This window comes from Alteromonas sp. 4NH20-0056 (assembly GCF_057539655.1).
Genome location: NZ_BAAJLS010000005.1, coordinates 251,211 through 268,481, shown reverse-complemented (window position 1 = coordinate 268,481; position 17,271 = coordinate 251,211). Strand labels below are relative to the sequence as shown.

At 43.8% G+C, this 17,271-nt stretch carries 13 protein-coding genes; all 13 read right to left on the bottom strand.

Features of this window, described 5'->3' with window-relative positions; genetic code table 11:
* Positions 1-66: 66 nt before the first annotated feature.
* A complete protein-coding gene (locus AC27EZ_RS11630; RefSeq protein WP_487135469.1) occupies positions 67-2,385 on the bottom strand; it encodes an efflux RND transporter permease subunit in 2,319 nt (772 codons plus the stop codon).
* A gap of 15 nt (positions 2,386-2,400) precedes the next feature.
* Positions 2,401-3,444, bottom strand: coding sequence for a WD40/YVTN/BNR-like repeat-containing protein (locus tag AC27EZ_RS11625; protein ID WP_487135468.1), 1,044 nt, complete (start codon positions 3,442-3,444; stop codon positions 2,401-2,403).
* A gap of 80 nt (positions 3,445-3,524) precedes the next feature.
* Positions 3,525-4,892 carry a DUF1329 domain-containing protein gene (locus AC27EZ_RS11620; protein ID WP_487135467.1) on the bottom strand — a complete coding sequence of 456 codons (1,368 nt, stop codon included), beginning with the start codon at positions 4,890-4,892 and terminating at the stop codon, positions 3,525-3,527.
* An 11-nt stretch (positions 4,893-4,903) separates the two neighbouring features.
* Positions 4,904-6,967 carry a DUF1302 domain-containing protein gene (locus AC27EZ_RS11615; protein WP_487135466.1) on the bottom strand — a complete coding sequence of 688 codons (2,064 nt, stop codon included), beginning with the start codon at positions 6,965-6,967 and terminating at the stop codon, positions 4,904-4,906.
* A 262-nt stretch (positions 6,968-7,229) separates the two neighbouring features.
* Positions 7,230-7,472 carry a DUF2835 family protein gene (locus tag AC27EZ_RS11610; RefSeq protein WP_487135465.1) on the bottom strand — a complete coding sequence of 81 codons (243 nt, stop codon included), beginning with the start codon at positions 7,470-7,472 and terminating at the stop codon, positions 7,230-7,232.
* Positions 7,456-10,062, bottom strand: a complete 2,607-nt coding sequence (gene pepN / locus AC27EZ_RS11605) for an aminopeptidase N (RefSeq protein WP_487135464.1) — start codon at positions 10,060-10,062, stop codon at positions 7,456-7,458. Before pepN ends, AC27EZ_RS11610 begins: the two co-directional genes overlap by 17 nt.
* Positions 10,063-10,093: 31 nt before the next feature.
* Positions 10,094-11,566, bottom strand: coding sequence for a Na+/H+ antiporter NhaC (gene nhaC / locus AC27EZ_RS11600; RefSeq protein WP_487135463.1), 1,473 nt, complete (start codon positions 11,564-11,566; stop codon positions 10,094-10,096).
* Positions 11,567-11,591: 25 nt separating this feature from the next.
* Positions 11,592-12,926: a sodium-dependent transporter gene (locus tag AC27EZ_RS11595; protein WP_487135462.1), complete on the bottom strand. Its 1,335-nt coding sequence runs from the start codon at positions 12,924-12,926 to the stop codon at positions 11,592-11,594.
* A gap of 83 nt (positions 12,927-13,009) precedes the next feature.
* Positions 13,010-15,052 (bottom strand): carboxy terminal-processing peptidase, encoded by a 2,043-nt coding sequence (gene prc / locus AC27EZ_RS11590; protein ID WP_487135461.1) that lies wholly within the window; start codon positions 15,050-15,052, stop codon positions 13,010-13,012.
* Between the two features lie 4 nt (positions 15,053-15,056).
* Positions 15,057-15,725: an RNA chaperone ProQ gene (gene proQ / locus AC27EZ_RS11585; RefSeq protein ID WP_487135460.1), complete on the bottom strand. Its 669-nt coding sequence runs from the start codon at positions 15,723-15,725 to the stop codon at positions 15,057-15,059.
* Between the two features lie 13 nt (positions 15,726-15,738).
* Positions 15,739-16,032, bottom strand: a complete 294-nt coding sequence (locus AC27EZ_RS11580; RefSeq protein ID WP_487135459.1) for a hypothetical protein — start codon at positions 16,030-16,032, stop codon at positions 15,739-15,741.
* Positions 16,029-16,490: a GAF domain-containing protein gene (locus tag AC27EZ_RS11575; protein ID WP_487135458.1), complete on the bottom strand. Its 462-nt coding sequence runs from the start codon at positions 16,488-16,490 to the stop codon at positions 16,029-16,031. Before AC27EZ_RS11575 ends, AC27EZ_RS11580 begins: the two co-directional genes overlap by 4 nt.
* Positions 16,491-16,502: 12 nt before the next feature.
* The gene (locus tag AC27EZ_RS11570) at positions 16,503-17,192 is read right to left on the bottom strand and encodes an SIMPL domain-containing protein (protein ID WP_487135457.1); all 690 of its coding nucleotides are present in this window, start codon (positions 17,190-17,192) and stop codon (positions 16,503-16,505) included.
* Between the last annotated feature and the right edge of the window lie 79 nt (positions 17,193-17,271).

Genomic DNA, 17,271 nt, shown 5'->3' with positions numbered 1-17,271 from the left:
TATGCATAAAACACATAAAAAAAAGGGCCATATGGCCCTTTTTAGTGATTAGGTATGCAAAAATAATTATGCACCCGGGTCGTTTTTATTCCACCAGAGGAACCTTGCAAGCGCTGGTAGCACCAAAATTGCCCCTAACATGTTCACAATAAACATAAAGGTAAGCAAGATGCCCATATCCATTTGGAATTTAAGTGATGAGAATACCCATGTACTTACACCAATAGCAAGGGTGATGCCGGTAAACAATACTGCACTTCCACGCTCTTTTAACGCCGCATAATACGCTTCTTGTACCGTAGCACCTTTCTTCAGCATAAGGCTCTTAGTTGACAGGATATAAATACCGTAATCGACACCTATACCAACACCCAATGCGATAACAGGTAACGTTGATACTGTTAGGCCTATTTGCAAATACGTCATTAATGCTTGTGCTAATACTGACACCACATAAAGTGGGATAACGACCACTAACGTTGCGCGTATTGAACGGAAGCTAATAAGGCACAGAGCAATAACAGCCCCGAAAACGTAAAGCATCATCGGATCTTGAGCTTCACTTACCGCTTCGTTCGTTGCCGCCATCACACCAACAGGACCAGACGCTAGACTAAATGTCATGTCATCGGTTTCATACTCAGTACGATAATCTTTTACTGCGTCAATAACACGTGAAATGGTCTCTGCTTTGTGGTCTTCCATAAACAGAATAATTGGCATTACTGAGCAATCACCATTTAGTAAGCCTGACGACGTTGGTACACGAGAAATAGCCTGTACTAGCGTTTGCTGGTTACGAGGCAGTACCTGCCACTTAACGTTACCTTCGTTATAGCCAGCGTTAACAATTTTAGCCACTGATGCTAGCGACACCGCTGACTGAACGCCCTGCACGTTTTCCATTTTCCACTGGAAAACGTCCATCGCTTGCATAACACTGTGTGAAGTACATGCTTCTGCACTGGTTTCTACAAGAATAGAAATATAGTCAACAGTGACTTCGTATTTGTCAGTAATTAAGAACGTATCTTGATTATAGCGAGACGTCTCATGAAGCGCTGGTGCACCGGCATGTAAATCACCAATTTTCATTTTTTGGGCCTGCATGTGTCCAAACACGAACAAGCATGCGGTAATCGTTAGAATTACGATTGCAGGCTTCTTACGCGAACACGCTGCTATTACTTCCCAAAATTTAGCATTAGCGTTTTCTTTCCCTTCAAATTTCTTAACATAATCCTCGTCAAGTTTAAGAAAACTCATTAATACGGGGAGTAAAACAAGGTTGGTAAGAATAATAACCGCAACACCCATACTCGCGGTTATTGCTAATTCACGAATAATACCGATATCGATGACCAGTAGCGTCATAAAGCCCACGGTATCAGAGAGTAATGCTATCCCGCCTGGAACAAGTAAGCTTCTAAACGCCGCCATTGACGCACGTTTTGCGCCTATACCTGTTACTGCTTGTTTTTCTACCGCATTGATCATTTGAACGCCGTGGCTTACACCAATAGCGAATACCAAAAACGGTACCAAAATTGACATAGGGTCCATGCCAAAGCCGATTGACGTCAGTAACCCTAGTTGCCAAATAACAGCAACGACCGAGCATAATAGCGGCAGGAACGTCAGCATTAAGCTACGGGAAAAGAAATACACCATCACCGCGGTAATACCAATCGCTATGGCAAAGAACAACAGCACATCTTTAGCGCCATTCGCTACATCGCCAATCATCTTGGCAAAACCAATGATATGGATAGACGTATTTTCGTTTTCGTATTGCCCGCGAAGTTGGTCCTCGAGCTCGGCAGCAAGCGCTAGCGTATCAAGCGGCTCACCGGTTTGCGGATTAATGTCAAGCAACTGAGCAGTGACCATGGCACAGCTATAGTCGCTTGCCACTTGACGGCCAACAATATTAGCTTTTTCAATATTTGCGGCAACTAATGAAAGCGCGTCTGGGTTTGAAGAATCAAAGTCTGCGGGGATCACTGGGCCGCCAGCAAACCCACCTTCCACAATTTCAGTGAAACGAGTCGATGGAGAGAACAATGAAATAACTAATGAACGGTTAACACCGTTAATAAAGAATAACTGGTCATGCACATTTTTAAGTGTGTCAAAAAACGGCTGATTGAATATGTCGCCGTTATTATCACACACTGAAACCAATATGTTGTTCGCACCACCGAAATCTTTGCGATGCTCAATATATGTTTGCATGTATTCATGATTTAGAGGGATGTTCTTTTCGAACCCCGCATCTAAACGCATCTTAGATGCTTGGAAAAGTAAGAAAACCGTTGCGATAGCAAACAAGGCCACCACAAGTTTTCTGTTAGCAAATACAAGACGTTCAATAAAATGGGTCATAATGATAATACTGCCCTACTTCGAAGTTAGCGTTTTAATGCCATTCGCACTAACTGCAATTAGCTTACCGTTAAAACTGATGGCATTAAGCAGCGCGGCTTTATCGTCAACCTGCGACACACTAATACCTTCGCCCGGCGTACAATTGACCGGGTTTGAAAATGGGTCTCGGTCACTTATTGGCAGTGGACGTTGTGCGGTCACCATAATTCCGTTATTCCCTAAGGCAATAACGCTATCGGTTCCAGAAACAATTGAGTTCAATGTGCTTGTTGAGCATGTATTTACATACTCCCATGTTTCTTCGTCTCGCATGACAAAAATGTTGCCACGTAAACCAACGGCCAGCACTGTTGATTCATCTAACGGTTTAATGTCGAAAAACGACCCCGTATAATCGACGCTGTAACGTTCCCACGATTTGCCCATATCTATGCTTTTAGCCAATAAACCAGACTCGCCCGCAAGGTAAAGCGTTTCACCATCACGGTTAACACGATTCAAATGAGGCAAAATAGATTCAAGTTCTTGTTGATAAAACGCTTCGTCTTCTTTTCTGATTTCTTCTAGATATTCGCGATCGTAAGGGTCTAATAAACTTGCATGACGTTCAGCGTTCCATGTTAGACCACCGTCTGTGGTGCGGTAAAACAAACCGTATGCACCGGTTGCAATACCATGAATGTCATCAAAGAAAATTACATCTAAAAATGGACGCTGAAGATTAGGTTGGAAATTTTGAATCTCCCACGTTGCGCCTTTATCTGCTGAATGAAGAATTGTTGCATCGTGACCAACCGCCCATATGTGAGAACCGATTACGGTCGCTGCGGTTAATGTTGATAATGATGGAACAGACACCTGTTTGAAATCGATGCCATTGTCTGAGACTAAAACATGTCCACGTTCGCCTACAATGACGGCAAACGACTCAGCGTCAATGTCTAACAGCACCGACTGCTCAACTAATGGTGCGATAAATGCTTCTTCAGCGTGTGCTAACGATGCACTACCTAACGCTAAAGATGCCGCGACGTACGCTGTAATGGTTTTACTCATTGTGAACCATTCCCCCTTTAATTATTCCGTGTTACATATGAAAACGGTTGGCAATGCCAACCGTTTGATGTGTAAAGCGATTAGCGTTTACCTTCTCGTCGTAACGCTTGAGGTGTGAACTCCACATCTCTAGGTCTGACGGTAAAGTCATACATTTCTTCTTCGTTATCAAGACCAATCGCGAGGTAACGGCGTGAGTTTAAGTCATGATAAACATCAAGCGTAGACCATTGTGTTGGTACTTCATAGTAGTTTACACCATATGCTACGCCAACACGATAAAGCTCGCCGCGGTTATCATACATATCGGCGACTTGGATCTGCCAACTATCTTCATCAATAAAGAATACACGTTTTTGATAAATGTGACGGAAACCTTCTTTAAGCGTCGCTTCAACAACCCAAACACGGTGTTTTTCCCAACGTGTTAGATCTGGGTTAACATGATTAGGCTGTAAGATGTTGTCATACTTCGCATTATCTGAATGAAGCGCATAGTTATTATATGCAACAAACATTTCCTGCTTGCCAACTAACTTCCAATCGTAACGGTTCGGCGAACCGTTAAACATATCGAAATCATCGGTAGTACGAAGGCCATCAGCTGCTGTTCCTGGCGTATCGTACGCAATGTTTGGCGCTAGGCGAACACGACGTTGCCCCGTGTTGTAAGTCCACGCTTTACGCGGTTCTTTTACTTGGTCCACGGTTTCATGAACAAGTAACGCCGTGCCTGCTAAGCGCGCAGGTTGCGTTACTTTCTGCTTAAACATAAACAGAACATTTTCTTCAGTCAGCTTTTCTGGCGTCGCGCCTTCTTCTGCATATTTTATAAGCAACTGCTCATCAAAACCGATAACGTTGTAATCACCGGTTGTCGTAACCGCTGCTTGTCCACCATTACGCTGAACGGCTTCACCACGATAACGCAGTATATGGTTCCAAATTGCTTCCAAGCCGTTTTGAGGGATTGGGAATGGAATACCCATTACCGCACCTTTAAGCCCATTACCGCCGTCAAGTAACTCAGCAGACGTGGCATTAGTTCGTGTCGCATCGTACACCACTTGAGAGTTTGATGCAGAACGGCGTGTCGGGTATACCGGCATGCGGAACGTATCTGGGTAAGCTTCAAACAATTTCTTCTGACCTTCAGATAAGAAATTCGCATACTCTTTATAATTTTGTGCTGTAATTTCGAACAACACCTTATCTTCAGGATACGGGTCAGGGTGGTGATCACCTACCGTATACCCTGCTGGCAATTCAGTAATACCGCCGGTCCACGCTGGGATGCTTCCATCTGCGTTACCTGCTTTTTCTGCACCAAGCGGCGTTAAGCTATTACCTAACTTGTTGGCTTCGTCGTCAGAAACTTTGGCCATTGCACTCGCACCAGAAAGTGCAAGTGATAATGCCGCTGCTAAAATACCTACTTTTCTAATCATAAATACCACTCTTAAATCGCATACTTGACGTTAAATGAAACGAAATCTCTGTCTGCAAGCGCATTAGTTGTACCAATACCACCCCAGAAAGCACTGTAAGATGCTGTTGCCGACCACTTACTCAAGTAATCAAACGTTAGCGATAGTGCCGCAGATTTAACATCTTCGGTGAAAAGGAATAATGGATCGGGAGTTGTACCCTCAACATCATGAGAGAATGTTGCACGTGCTCTCAAATTAATACCCGCTGCAATACTATTGAAATCAGCAACAGCAAGTAGACGATAACCCCATGCATCGTCGGTAGCAAATGGGTTTAGCTCAGGTCCATCTGAAAGTGCTTGATGTAAGCCTTCACGATTATTACCGGTTGCCGTAGGTTCAAGTGAAGGTGTACGTGATGTGCCTGGGGCATTCAAACGGATTAAGTTTGGATCTGGCATATCAACAATATTTACGTACCCTACTTCGCCAAGTAGTACAAAGTTATCAGCACCGAACTTAGGACCGAATACGTGAGACGCAGTGAACTGCATTTGCCACGTATCAGAGAAAATGAAACCTTCAGCCGTTTCGCCCGGGCCTACTGCTCTACCAATGTTATTTAGCTGCGAGATACCGGCTAAATCTGGGCGAAGCCCTGCATTTGCAAGCTGCTCAGGCATACCCATGTAGAGTAATTCCACATCATCTAATTGCAAAGGCTCGTCAACGCGGTATGCGAACTCACCCGCTAAAGCCGTTGTACCTATATTGGTATTAAAGCTCATGCCGTAAAGTTTGATATCTTCTGGATAGAAGAATTCTGATTGCGTAAATGCACCTAATTCAGTGATGTTGTCACGGGTCACTTCATTACCAGCTAAAAACGCTAAGTCAGCACCGATACCTGCTGCTGTGAAATCAGATGTCTTACCTGAAATCAATGGACGTTGGCTATGGTAGTTGATGTGATAGAAGCTGAACTCAGTTTCGTTAATGTTTTCAGCAAACCATGTCAAACGTAAACCAAACTGCCCTTGGTCGTCAGCATCGTTGTGCGCTGCGTCGCCAAAACCACGGATAGCCACTTTAGTCGGATACGCAAGATAAGCTTGAGACACGTCGGCGGCGTCAGCGCCTGCGCGAAGTAAGTCGCCGTATCCGTTTAAGGCCGTCAATAGGTGGTTCAAGTCAATATCTGGATTACCACTGAAACCTAATTGAATGTTTTGACGTTGACCGCCGTCTCCAGCAAAGTCGTTACCCGCAAAATAGCTGCCTGAAACCGGAAGCCAGCTGCGCTGCCATTCATATTGATAGTAACCTGAAATACTTAACGTATCGGTTACGCCCAATGATGCGTAAACCATTCCAACAGGAAGGAACACTTCACGAAGCTCAGCACCAGGTGCACGTGCACGGGTTACGTCTACTGGGTTTGTTGTGTTAATACCATGCTGAATAAACGTACTTTCGCCCCAGCTGATAACTTGACGACCAACGCGAACCGTTAATGGCTTCTCGCCTAACCAAAAGTCGCCATAGAAGAATGCATCATAAAGACGAATATCTGAGCAAAGTAGATCAGTTGAATCTGGATCCTGACATAAATCATACGCTTGCCCTGTTATCGGGTTTGAGTATGGACGGTCATTATTGGATTGCTCAAAGTCATAAAACCAGAAACCACGGGCGAAGAAGCCATAATCACCAAAGTTAATATCTAACTCATGGTTACCTGAAACTTGCGTTGCAAATGCATCGCCTGGATCGTGGGCTAAATTACCTAAATCACCGTTAGTAGAATAACCGCCGTTAGCTTGTGCCCAAACGTCGCTGCTCGTATAAAGAGGATTGAATGCAGCGTGATAGCCTGACCAGTCAAATTGCGGGTGATTACTGTTTCCAATCAAGCTGTAGTCTCTATCTTCAGTACGAATACTAGTAGCGACAGTAAAAGTGGAATCAAGAGAAATACTTACATCACCAACTTGCCAGTTTGCTGCGTGTGCAGGTAGTGCTGCAGCACCTAATAGGGAAAGTACCCCTACTGCAACAGGTGACATCTTAAAAGCGCTAGGCCTGTTTATCATTTTTTATACTCCCAAGTCGACGCGTAAGGTAGCGTGACGACGTAACTAACCATACCATTTAACAAAATGATTACATCATTTTGTCAGAACCGCAAGAACTAATCCTACCAGTTAACAATATTTACAACATTAGTTGTATCAAATAGTTATTGTTTTGTAACCACTATAAAATGTGTTTATGCGGGATATAAGTTTATTTGTATAAAAATTAACGTAATTGCTTGTTTTTGGTGCAAAGAAAACCAAAAAAGATTGAAAGATCTTATGATATACGCTCAAACGATTTAATTTTGTGCTTAGCATCGACTACCATTCGAAACCGGCCTTTTACGCCTTCCCTGTTAACAAATTGTCTCAATCTGTTAGCCGGCACTTGAACACGGATTCCATTCTCTGCCAGCATCACCACATTTGGTATGGCACCTGAATACAGTGCCTCACACTCAGTGTAAGGCACATTTATACTAAAAAAATAAATAATATCAGGGTTATGCACTAGCGTCATAAGCAAGACTTTTGCTTACTTTTTCAAATACGTCTTTACTCAACCCCTTATGATTTAACAAACGGCTAAGCTGTGTTTTCATTTGTTCACTGTGCTTTTTACTAAACTGATGCCATTGCGTAAGCGGCGTGACGATACGTGCAGCAACTTGGGGGTTTATTGCATCGAGCTTTATTAAGTAGTCGGTCACAAATTTATAACCGCTGCCATCCTCTGCATGAAACCGTTCACTGTTGTAAAAAGCGAAACTACCTATCAATGAGCGCACACGATTAGGGTTATCGTCGCTAAATTGAGGGTGCTCACTGAGCATCGTGATGGTGGGTAGGATGTCGTCCTCAGGCTGTGTTGCATGAAGCGCAAACCATTTGTCTAAAACAAGCCCGTCGTGCTTCCATGCGTCTTCGAATTGTTCCATTAGCGCAGCAAACGTATTATCTGGACAATGTTGCGCAGCTCGCAATGCGCCGAGGGTATCCGTCATATTGTCTGCAGACGCAAACTGCGCTTTGGCAGCTGATGCAAATGCCGGTAGTCGAGATAGATGGGCTAACACTACATTTTTGCAGCGACGTGCATTTACGTCTGCTTGTTGGTACACATAGGCACGCGTTTTTATGCCATTGTAAACATGTGCTAATGCGCCCTCTAAACGCAAAGCAAACGCATTACAAAAGGTTTCACGGGCCGCCGCTAGCGCTTGCACATCAATATCACGTCGTGACTGACATAGCGTCTCGAACGATGGGATAACCAAACACTCGCCTAGTAATTCGTGATTCTCCGCATTGTCCATGATAGCGGCGCTAAGCCCCGCCCAGATGTCGTCATCAATGACAGCATGATTATCCTGCTCAAAAGCACCAATACACCGGTCATAAAGAGTTTGCAGCGCATCCCAACGACTAAACGCATCGTTAGCGTGGGTAAAAATAGTCAAAAGATCTACCGTAGATTGCGCGTTTTCGACCTTTACAGGTGCAGAAAAATTACCTAAAACAACGGGGATAAGATGCTTCTGTTTGGACGTGACCGTTATTGTTTGTTCACTACTGTCGAGTATCAGAACACCATTTTTAATTAAACCGTCATCGTCATCATAGTGAGTGCCTTCCTGGTCAATCAACTCAATCGCAATGGGGATATAAAGCGCTTTTTTTTCTTTCTGATCGGCGGTTGAAGGTGTGTTCTGACTAATTTGAAAAACATGCACATAATCCGATTTTTCCGTGTCGAGACGATGACTGACGGTAATAACCGGTGTACCAGATTGACTGTACCAACGAGAAAAATGTGTAAGGTCTAAGGGAGTTGCTGATTGCATTGCCGAGACGAAGTCGTCACACGTAACAGCTTGCCCATCGTGCCGTTTAAAATATTCATCCATACCCTGCCTGAACTTCTTCGGCCCCATCAGGGTATGTAGCATGCGTATAACTTCAGCACCTTTGTCGTAAACGGTGACGGTATAGAAATTATTCATTTCAATAACTTCATCAGGCCTTATAGGATGACTCATTGCGCTAGCATCTTCAGCAAATTGATGTTCACGCATAACCCTAACGTGTTTTATACGATTACTAAGTTCTGATGTCATATCAGCACTAAACTGCTGATCCCTGAATACGGTAAGGCCCTCCTTCAAACTTAACTGAAACCAGTCACGGCATGTTACACGGTTCCCTGTCCAATTATGAAAATACTCATGTGCAATCACCGCTTCTACGTTAAAGAAGTCATCATCTGTCGCGGACGCTTGTTCGGCCAGAACAAACTTTGAGTTAAACACATTTAGCCCTTTATTTTCCATTGCTCCCATGTTGAAAAAGTCAACCGCAACAATCATATAAATGTCTAAATCATACTCTAATCCAAAAACGTCTTCGTCCCATTTCATCGCACGTTTTAACGATGATAAGGCAAAGACACCTTGTTGCGTTTTGCCCTTATCAACATATAACTCTAACGCGACGGACTTTTTACTGGCAGTAGTGTAAGTGTCTGTGATGAGGTCGAAATCACCGGCTACTAAGGCAAATAAATAGCAAGGCTTTGGATGAGGATCGTGCCATACAATAAAGGGGCTGCCGTCTGAACTTGTACCCTTTTCGATGGGATTACCATTGGATAACAACATTGGCGTGGTATCGTTACCGATAACTTTGACGGTATACACCGAAAGTACATCTGGCCTATCTAAAAAGTAAGTAATACGACGAAAACCTTCCGCTTCACACTGTGTGCAGTAAGCGTTATTTGCAAGATAAAGCCCCTCTAATGCTTTATTATTTTGAGGGTCTATCATGCATTCTGTCTCTAGAACAAACCTTGATAGTTCGGTATTAACCGTTAATGTATCTTCGGTTACATGATAATCGTCATAAGCATCATCATCTATTGATAGCGCTGTAAGGGTAAGTTTATGCCCGTCTAACATTAATGGTTGGGTATGTTCACCCTGCCTTTCTATTTCTAACCGGCTGACAACACGTGTAGCAGTTGGGTGAAGTGTAACAATCAGGTTGACGGTTTTAATGGTGAACGCAGGGGGCTGATAATCCGCCCTGCGCTTAATTTGAACTGATGACATAGTCACTCCTAAGAGAAAACCTATGCGCTACCTATTGGCGTTCTTCTTTCGGTAACACCACCTCAGGTGGAGTAAGACGAAGTATCTTTATGCCAAAGTATGCATAGATAACGGCGAGGATTGGATTGATTACATTGAAAAATGCATAGAAAATATAATCAAATGGATTCACTAGCAACACACCATGCATGTAAGCACCACAGGTGTTCCAAGGAATTAATGGCGAGGTAAGCGTACCGCCATCTTCTAAACTACGAGAAAGGTTTAATTGGTGTAAATTACGCTTTTTAAACTCTTCTTTAAACATTCTTCCCGGCATCACAATTGAAATGTACTGGTCCGCTGTGACCAAATTGGTACCAATACACGTAAGTATGGTTCTACTCACCATATCACCTGCAGACTTCGCTCCTAGCAATATGGCAGACACTGCGCGTTTTAACAAACCAACTCGGTCAAGAACCGCACCAAAAGACATCGCACAGATAATTAACCATATTGTATTAAGCATCGAGGACATACCGCCTCTAGAAAGCAGGCTATTGAGTGTTTCGTCTGGTGTAGAAAAACTGACCCCATCAAAAAGTGCTGTCCATACCACCTTTAACACACCAATGTTCTCACTGTCTTGCGTTGACGCAAGTGATGACACCACGTCCCATTGGAACAATACTGCCCAAACACCACCGAGTAGCGCACCGATGAAAACGGCAGGAAATGCAGGCATCTTTTTGATGGCAAGTGTTAATAACACAACAAGAGGAATAAGAAGATGCCAGCCAAGGTTAAATGATGTGTCAAGCAACGATTGCATTTGTTCAATGCGATCAGCTTTAGCCTCTCCCACTTCACTAAACCCTAAAATAACAAATAATACGAGAGCAATAATGAAACTTGGTATTGTGGTCCACAGCATATATCGAATGTGATCGAATAAATCAGTTCCTGCTACGGCAGGCGCTAAATTGGTGGTTTCAGAAAGCGGAGAGATTTTGTCGCCAAAATACGCGCCTGATACCACGGCACCCGCCGTTATTGCCGCTGACATTTCCATTCCAGCTGACACGCCCATTAACGCAACACCAACCGTTGCGGCCGTTGTCCATGAACTTCCGATGCTCATCGCGACGACCGCACAAATAACGCAAGTAGCCGCATAGAAGAAAGATGGATTGAGTAACTCTAAGCCGTAATATATCAGTGTGGGAACGGTTCCCGCCAACATCCACGTACCAATAAGCGACCCGACTGCAAGTAAAATAAGACAGGCGCCTAACGACATGGAAATACCGTCGACAATGCCCTTCTCAATAGTTTTCCAGCTGAACCCGTTCTTCATTCCAATAATGGCTGCGAGTCCCATTGCTAATAACAGCGCGATTTGATTAGGACCGTATGACGAATTATCATCGAATAAGTATACTGCGCCGCCCATCATTACAATTAGGGAAACAATAGGTATAAGCGCATCTATCAGTGAGGGCGTTCGTAATTCTTTTGTCATTATTATTATTTTAAAAACCTAAACGTTAAAAAACTGAGCGATAAAACATAAGTGCAATGATTACGGGGCACACGAATTTCACATACCATGGCCATATTTTCCAAAACAACCCGTGTTCTGCACCTTCATTGCCTTGTTTGAGCTCGGTTAAGATGGAGTCTCTACGCCACACCCAGCCTGCAAAAATACACAGCACAAGCCCAAGCAATGGCTGACTATATTCGGTAGTGAGGGCGATAACAAAGCCAAACAATAAATCAAAGTTTGTGATAATAACGCAGCTTAACCCAAAAATAATCGCGGCCATTAAAAGTACCGCTTTGTCGCGCTTTAGCCCTTTGCTTTCAACCATAAACGCAACGGGCACCTCAAGCATCGAGATAGATGACGTTACCGCAGCAATCGCCATAAGTGCAAAAAACGTAAACGCAACAAAAACGCCAACACTGCCTATAGTTTCAAAAAGCGCTGGAAGCACTTTAAATATTAAAGAATCACCCTGAATGAGCGCACCTTCTGGGGTAAAAATTTCTACGCCATTGTTCAATGCAACATACATCGCCGGAATAATAAGCATACCTGCAATAACCGCAACGCCTATATCTACAAGCGCGACAGAAGCACCGATAGTAGGAAGGTTTTCGTTTTTACTAAGGTATGAACCATACACAAGCATCGTTCCCACACCTAGCGACATAGAGAAAAACGCTTGGCCCATTGCATTAACGAGTAGTTCCGGATCAAGTACCCGCGTAAAGTCAGGAACAAGATAGGCACTCCACCCTTCACTCGCGCCAGGCTGCATACTGACATAGATAATCAGCGCGATAATCAGCAGCACTAATGTTGGCATAAGTCGAACAGACCATTTTTCAATACCAGACTTTACACCACCAACCACAATGAATGCTGTTAACGCCATGAAAAAGAAACAAAAAATAATGTTACGCGTAACCGATGAGGTTAATAACCAATCGCTCGCTGACTGCATTCCCAGGAGGTTTACAGCAGCATCTGCGAAATACACTAACATCCAACCACCAACAATGGCGTAGAATGCTAAAATAAGAGAGACCGTAACGCATCCCCATAAACCGACTGCACGACCAACGAAATTACCTGATATACGGCCCAACGCATCAACCATATTCGAACGAGAATGTCGGCCGATGATTAACTCGGCCATTAAAACGGGGTATGCGAGAACAAAAGCGAGTAAAAGGTAAACAAGAACGAACGCTGCGCCTCCGTTACTCGCTACTTTAGTTGGAAAGCCCCAAATGTTACCAAGCCCTACTGCAGAGCCTGCGGCGGCTAGTACAAATCCTATACGAGAGGAAAACTCGCCTCTGATAGCCATGTTATTTCCCTTTATTATTGTTGTATTGGATAGCCAGACACAAAAAAAGGGCTGGCCAAAGACCAGCCCTTCATAGACTGACTTTAATCTGTCGTTATCGCGTATCGACCGGTTTCAATCATGTCGAACGTAATATTCGCTGCTTCATCAAGAAACGGGTCTAATTCTTCCATATCTTCGGGTAGATCATCCAGTGATGCGACAACATCCATTCCCATGCGCTGTAAACGTTCGTTAGCACGCGCCAACGATTTCGCTTCAGCTTCAGCTTTCTCGGCTTCCCTTTCAGATTTCACAAGCGATATAAATTCTTTATCTTTGTTCTTTTTGTATTCGTCAATGTCTTCATAAATGTATGAAAACTCGGGGTTTTGCAAAATACGCTTATTATGTTTTGCCGTAAGAACATCAAGCGCAGCCGTGCCATCAGCAAAGGTCGTGTAATTAGCACGATTTATACTGTCCCACGGTAAGGCATTTTCTGCCTGACTCTCACCCCACTCTGCGGGTTCAACTGCAGATGGGTACAAAATATCAGGTACAACACCTTTATGTTGTGTACTGCCGCCATCAATACGATAGAATTTTGCGATAGTAAATTGCACACTGCCCAATGGGTTATCATAAAGGTCGTATATTTTACCTAAACCTCTATGCTGTTGAACCGTGCCTTTTCCAAAGGTCTGCTCACCAACAATCAACGCGCGGTTATAATCTTGCATAGCAGCAGCGAAGATTTCTGACGCTGACGCGCTGTATCTGTCAACTAGCACCGTTAATGGACCGTCGTAAGCGACGCTTCCGTCAGTATCACGGTTTACGCTGATTTTGCTTTGACCGTACCGAATTTGTACCACGGGGCCTTTTTCGATGAATAATCCCGTTAATAATGTCGCTTCTGTTAACGAACCACCACCATTGCCTCTAAGGTCAACAATTATGCCTTTAACGTTTTGCGCTTTTAGGCTATCAATTTCTTTCGCGACATCGGCATGAAGATTATTGTAAAAACTAGGTATTGTAATTACGCCTAATGGCTGTTCAGCGTGTGGACCCGATTCAGGGGTATACACTTTTGACTGCGCAGCTCGGTCTTCTAACTTAATTTTGTCTCGCGTTAAGCTCACGATAGAAGTAGATTTAGCGTCGGTAACGCCTTTCTCTACCTGAAGTCTAACGGTACTGCCTTTAGGGCCTTTGATTAATTCAACAACTTCGTCTAAGCGCCAGCCTATGACATCAACAAACTCTTCATCGTCTTGCGCAACGCCCACAATTTTGTCTTCAGGCTTTATTGCCCCAGACTCATCAGCAGGACCGCCTGGCACCACACTCTTAATGACGGTGTAATCATCTTCGCTTTGTAATACCGCGCCGATACCTTCAAATGAAAGGTTCATCTCCATTTGAAAACGATCTGCATTACGAGGAGAAAGGTAGCTGGTATGTGCCTCAATAGTTCGCGCAAAGGCGTTCATCGCGGTTTGGAAAACATCTTCGCTCTTGGTTTGCTTTGTACGTTTTATGGCTCTGGTATACCGTTTTTCCAACAGCTCTTTTGCTTCTTCCCATGTCTTATCAGCAAGCACTAAGTTGAGTGCATCATACTTGACACGTTGGCGCCAGATTTCGTCTAGCTCAGCGGTGGTCTGAGGCCAATCAGCGTCTTCACGCTCATAGAAAAACTTGTCATCAGCCTTTTCAAAATTAAACGGCCCTTTGTCTAACAGCGCCAACGCAAACTCGTAACGTTCAATGCGGCGCTGTGCACTAACATTATACATATCGTATGCAATAGACAGGTTACCCTTACGCAACGCTTCATCAAACTGCGTTCGATAAGGTTCAAACGAAACGATATCAGACAACAACATCACCTGCTTGTTGTGGTCCAATGATTCGATGAAACGTTGATAAATGCGGGCAGAAAGTACATCGTCCAACGAAATTTCTTGATAATGCGCTCGGGTAAAGAGTGCACTAACTCGCTTTGCAGCAACACTGTGTTGTGATTCTTGTTGAAGAATTGGAAGTGACTCTACGTCAGGGGTTGTTGTAACGGCGCTAGCGCCGACCCCTACAGTAAGAAATGCACTAGCGATTGAAATTCGAAGGATGTCTTTCATATATTTACGACCTCTTGGAGCGTGCCAAACGTAAAGCGTCAGCTTGTACTTTTACCACCATACCTGAGTCTACTTGAACATGGATACCGTCTTTAGCAACTTCGGTAATAACAGCTGGCATTGGCGCTTTGCCTAACTTAACTGTTACTAGGGTGCCTTGCTTAAGATCTGCATCGGTCAACTTTTCAGGTGGTGTCTTATTTGGTCTCTCTGTTTTCGGTTTAGTTCCCTGCTTACTAGAAGAAGGTGCCGATTGAGTAGACTTTTCGCCTTTTGGACGCTGAAATTGGCGTTTTTCCTTGCGTTTGGGCTGAAGCGCTTGCTTCGCCTTACGCTTCTCTGCCGCTTTTGCCTTGCTCTCATCTAACTGAGCTTGAGCGTGGTCCGCGTGGTCTTTTTCAATTGCATCGCCTTCTACACCGTCTAAATCAACGCGTTTAGCGCCTTCTTTAACACTGTAGAGATAACGCCAACTGTTGGTGTAATGGCGTAAAGTAGACCTTAACAACGTTTTGCTTACGCGTTCGTCGTTATCAAGCCTTTCGGCAAGGTCTTGAAATATGCCTATCTTAAGCGGGCGGGCTTCGCCTTCAATGCTAAAGCATTTCGGGAACGTTTCTGCAAGGAAAGCTATCACTTCCTTACTATTAGTAAACTTCTCTGGTGATTCCATTTAACTTTCTAAATTATTCAGGAGATTCTTCGTTACTCTCATCATCCCAAGTTGCCAGCGCGTGGTCAACCCAATCGAGTAATTCATCGTCCTCTATTTCTAATAAATGAGCGTCTTGCTGCCAAGATTCCCAAGCGTGGTGTAATATTTGTTCAAGGCGTGACGTTTCTATATCTTCATCAGCGGCGTCATATATTGCGTGTAAAATAAAATTTAAACGCTCAGAAGCCTCATCCGGATCGTCATGGAAGTCTTCCATATCTTCGAAAGTAGAAAGTACGACATGAATATCTACGTTTGATTTCATGATGTCGTTTGTGATTTTACCAATAAATTAGCAATGGCGGTAAGTCCTTTTTCATCTTCCTCATCGAAACGAGAAAAAACGGGGCTGTCGATATCTAAAACGCCCACTAAATCGCCATTGACAATAATAGGGATCACAATCTCTGAATTAGAAGCCGCATCACAGGCAATGTGGCCATCAAACGCATGAACATCAGCGATGCGTTGGACTGTTCTTTCGGCAGCAGCAGTGCCACATACCCCTTTCCCCATGGGGATACGAATACATGCAGGTTGTCCCTGGAAAGGACCAAGAACCAGCTGTTCTTCCTTGAACAAGTAAAACCCTGCCCAATTGACCTCGTCGAGGTGGTTAAACAGCAGTGCACTTACATTTGCCATATTCGCAATTAAGTCATGCTCACCGGACATCAGGCTATCAGCCTGTGCCGCCAGTCGAGCATACAGTTGTTCTTTCAAGCGATTGCCTTACTATTGTTTGATGTTAAAACTTACATTTACACGAGCTTCTACCGTTTCTGTACCAGGTAAAGACATCGATATATCCTTTGAAAAGGCCTCTGCTCGCATAACCGGAATCGGCATATTGCCACCAGATTCAGATATTGCAACTACTTCGCCAATTTCAACGCCTAATTCTTTAGCAAGAATGTGTGCACGTTGCTTAGCATTCTTGACAGCTAAAACCAGCGCTTGCTCATAACTATCCGTATTGGAAATGTTTATAAACGAGAACTGCTGTATTCTTTCGACACCTCTTTTTAGTACGCCATCTAATATGTGATCATAGTTATCAATATTTTTGTCGGTAATGACAATCTCACGACTTAAGGAAAACCCTTGTTGCTTGCGCCCCTCTGGCGTATTGATGTAGCGCGGAGATAACCTTACTTGCATAGACTGAATATCGTTTTCCGCTAGCCCTTGATCTAAGAGAAAGCTGACAACATTGTGCAGGTCGCTCTGCAGTGCCGTATTTAATTTACTTACCGTCGCACCATGTTGCTCTACAACGAAGGTAACTGAGTACGCATTAGGCACCACCGAAACAGCACCCACGCCTTGAACATTAATGTGGCTGCTTTGCTGTGATAATGCAGGAAAACTCGCCATCGTAATGACAAGTAATAATGAGATAAGTGATAAAAACGTTGAGCGCATAATAACTTCCTTTACAAATTTTAATCAGTGTAGCTTAACGTTACGCGTATGAATAAAGTATGAACAAAACAACTACTGT

Coding starts and splice junctions, on each gene's coding strand:
- AC27EZ_RS11610 (WP_487135465.1), bottom strand. CDS start 7,472: ATGACGCTAGTGCATAACCCTGATATTATTTATTTTTTTAGTATAAAT.
- AC27EZ_RS11580 (WP_487135459.1), bottom strand. CDS start 16,032: ATGAAATCAAACGTAGATATTCATGTCGTACTTTCTACTTTCGAAGAT.
- AC27EZ_RS11615 (WP_487135466.1), bottom strand. CDS start 6,967: ATGATAAACAGGCCTAGCGCTTTTAAGATGTCACCTGTTGCAGTAGGG.
- AC27EZ_RS11570 (WP_487135457.1), bottom strand. CDS start 17,192: ATGCGCTCAACGTTTTTATCACTTATCTCATTATTACTTGTCATTACG.
- proQ (WP_487135460.1), bottom strand. CDS start 15,725: ATGGAATCACCAGAGAAGTTTACTAATAGTAAGGAAGTGATAGCTTTC.
- AC27EZ_RS11630 (WP_487135469.1), bottom strand. CDS start 2,385: ATGACCCATTTTATTGAACGTCTTGTATTTGCTAACAGAAAACTTGTG.
- prc (WP_487135461.1), bottom strand. CDS start 15,052: ATGAAAGACATCCTTCGAATTTCAATCGCTAGTGCATTTCTTACTGTA.
- AC27EZ_RS11595 (WP_487135462.1), bottom strand. CDS start 12,926: ATGGCTATCAGAGGCGAGTTTTCCTCTCGTATAGGATTTGTACTAGCC.
- AC27EZ_RS11620 (WP_487135467.1), bottom strand. CDS start 4,892: ATGATTAGAAAAGTAGGTATTTTAGCAGCGGCATTATCACTTGCACTT.
- pepN (WP_487135464.1), bottom strand. CDS start 10,062: ATGTCATCAGTTCAAATTAAGCGCAGGGCGGATTATCAGCCCCCTGCG.
- nhaC (WP_487135463.1), bottom strand. CDS start 11,566: ATGACAAAAGAATTACGAACGCCCTCACTGATAGATGCGCTTATACCT.
- AC27EZ_RS11625 (WP_487135468.1), bottom strand. CDS start 3,444: ATGAGTAAAACCATTACAGCGTACGTCGCGGCATCTTTAGCGTTAGGT.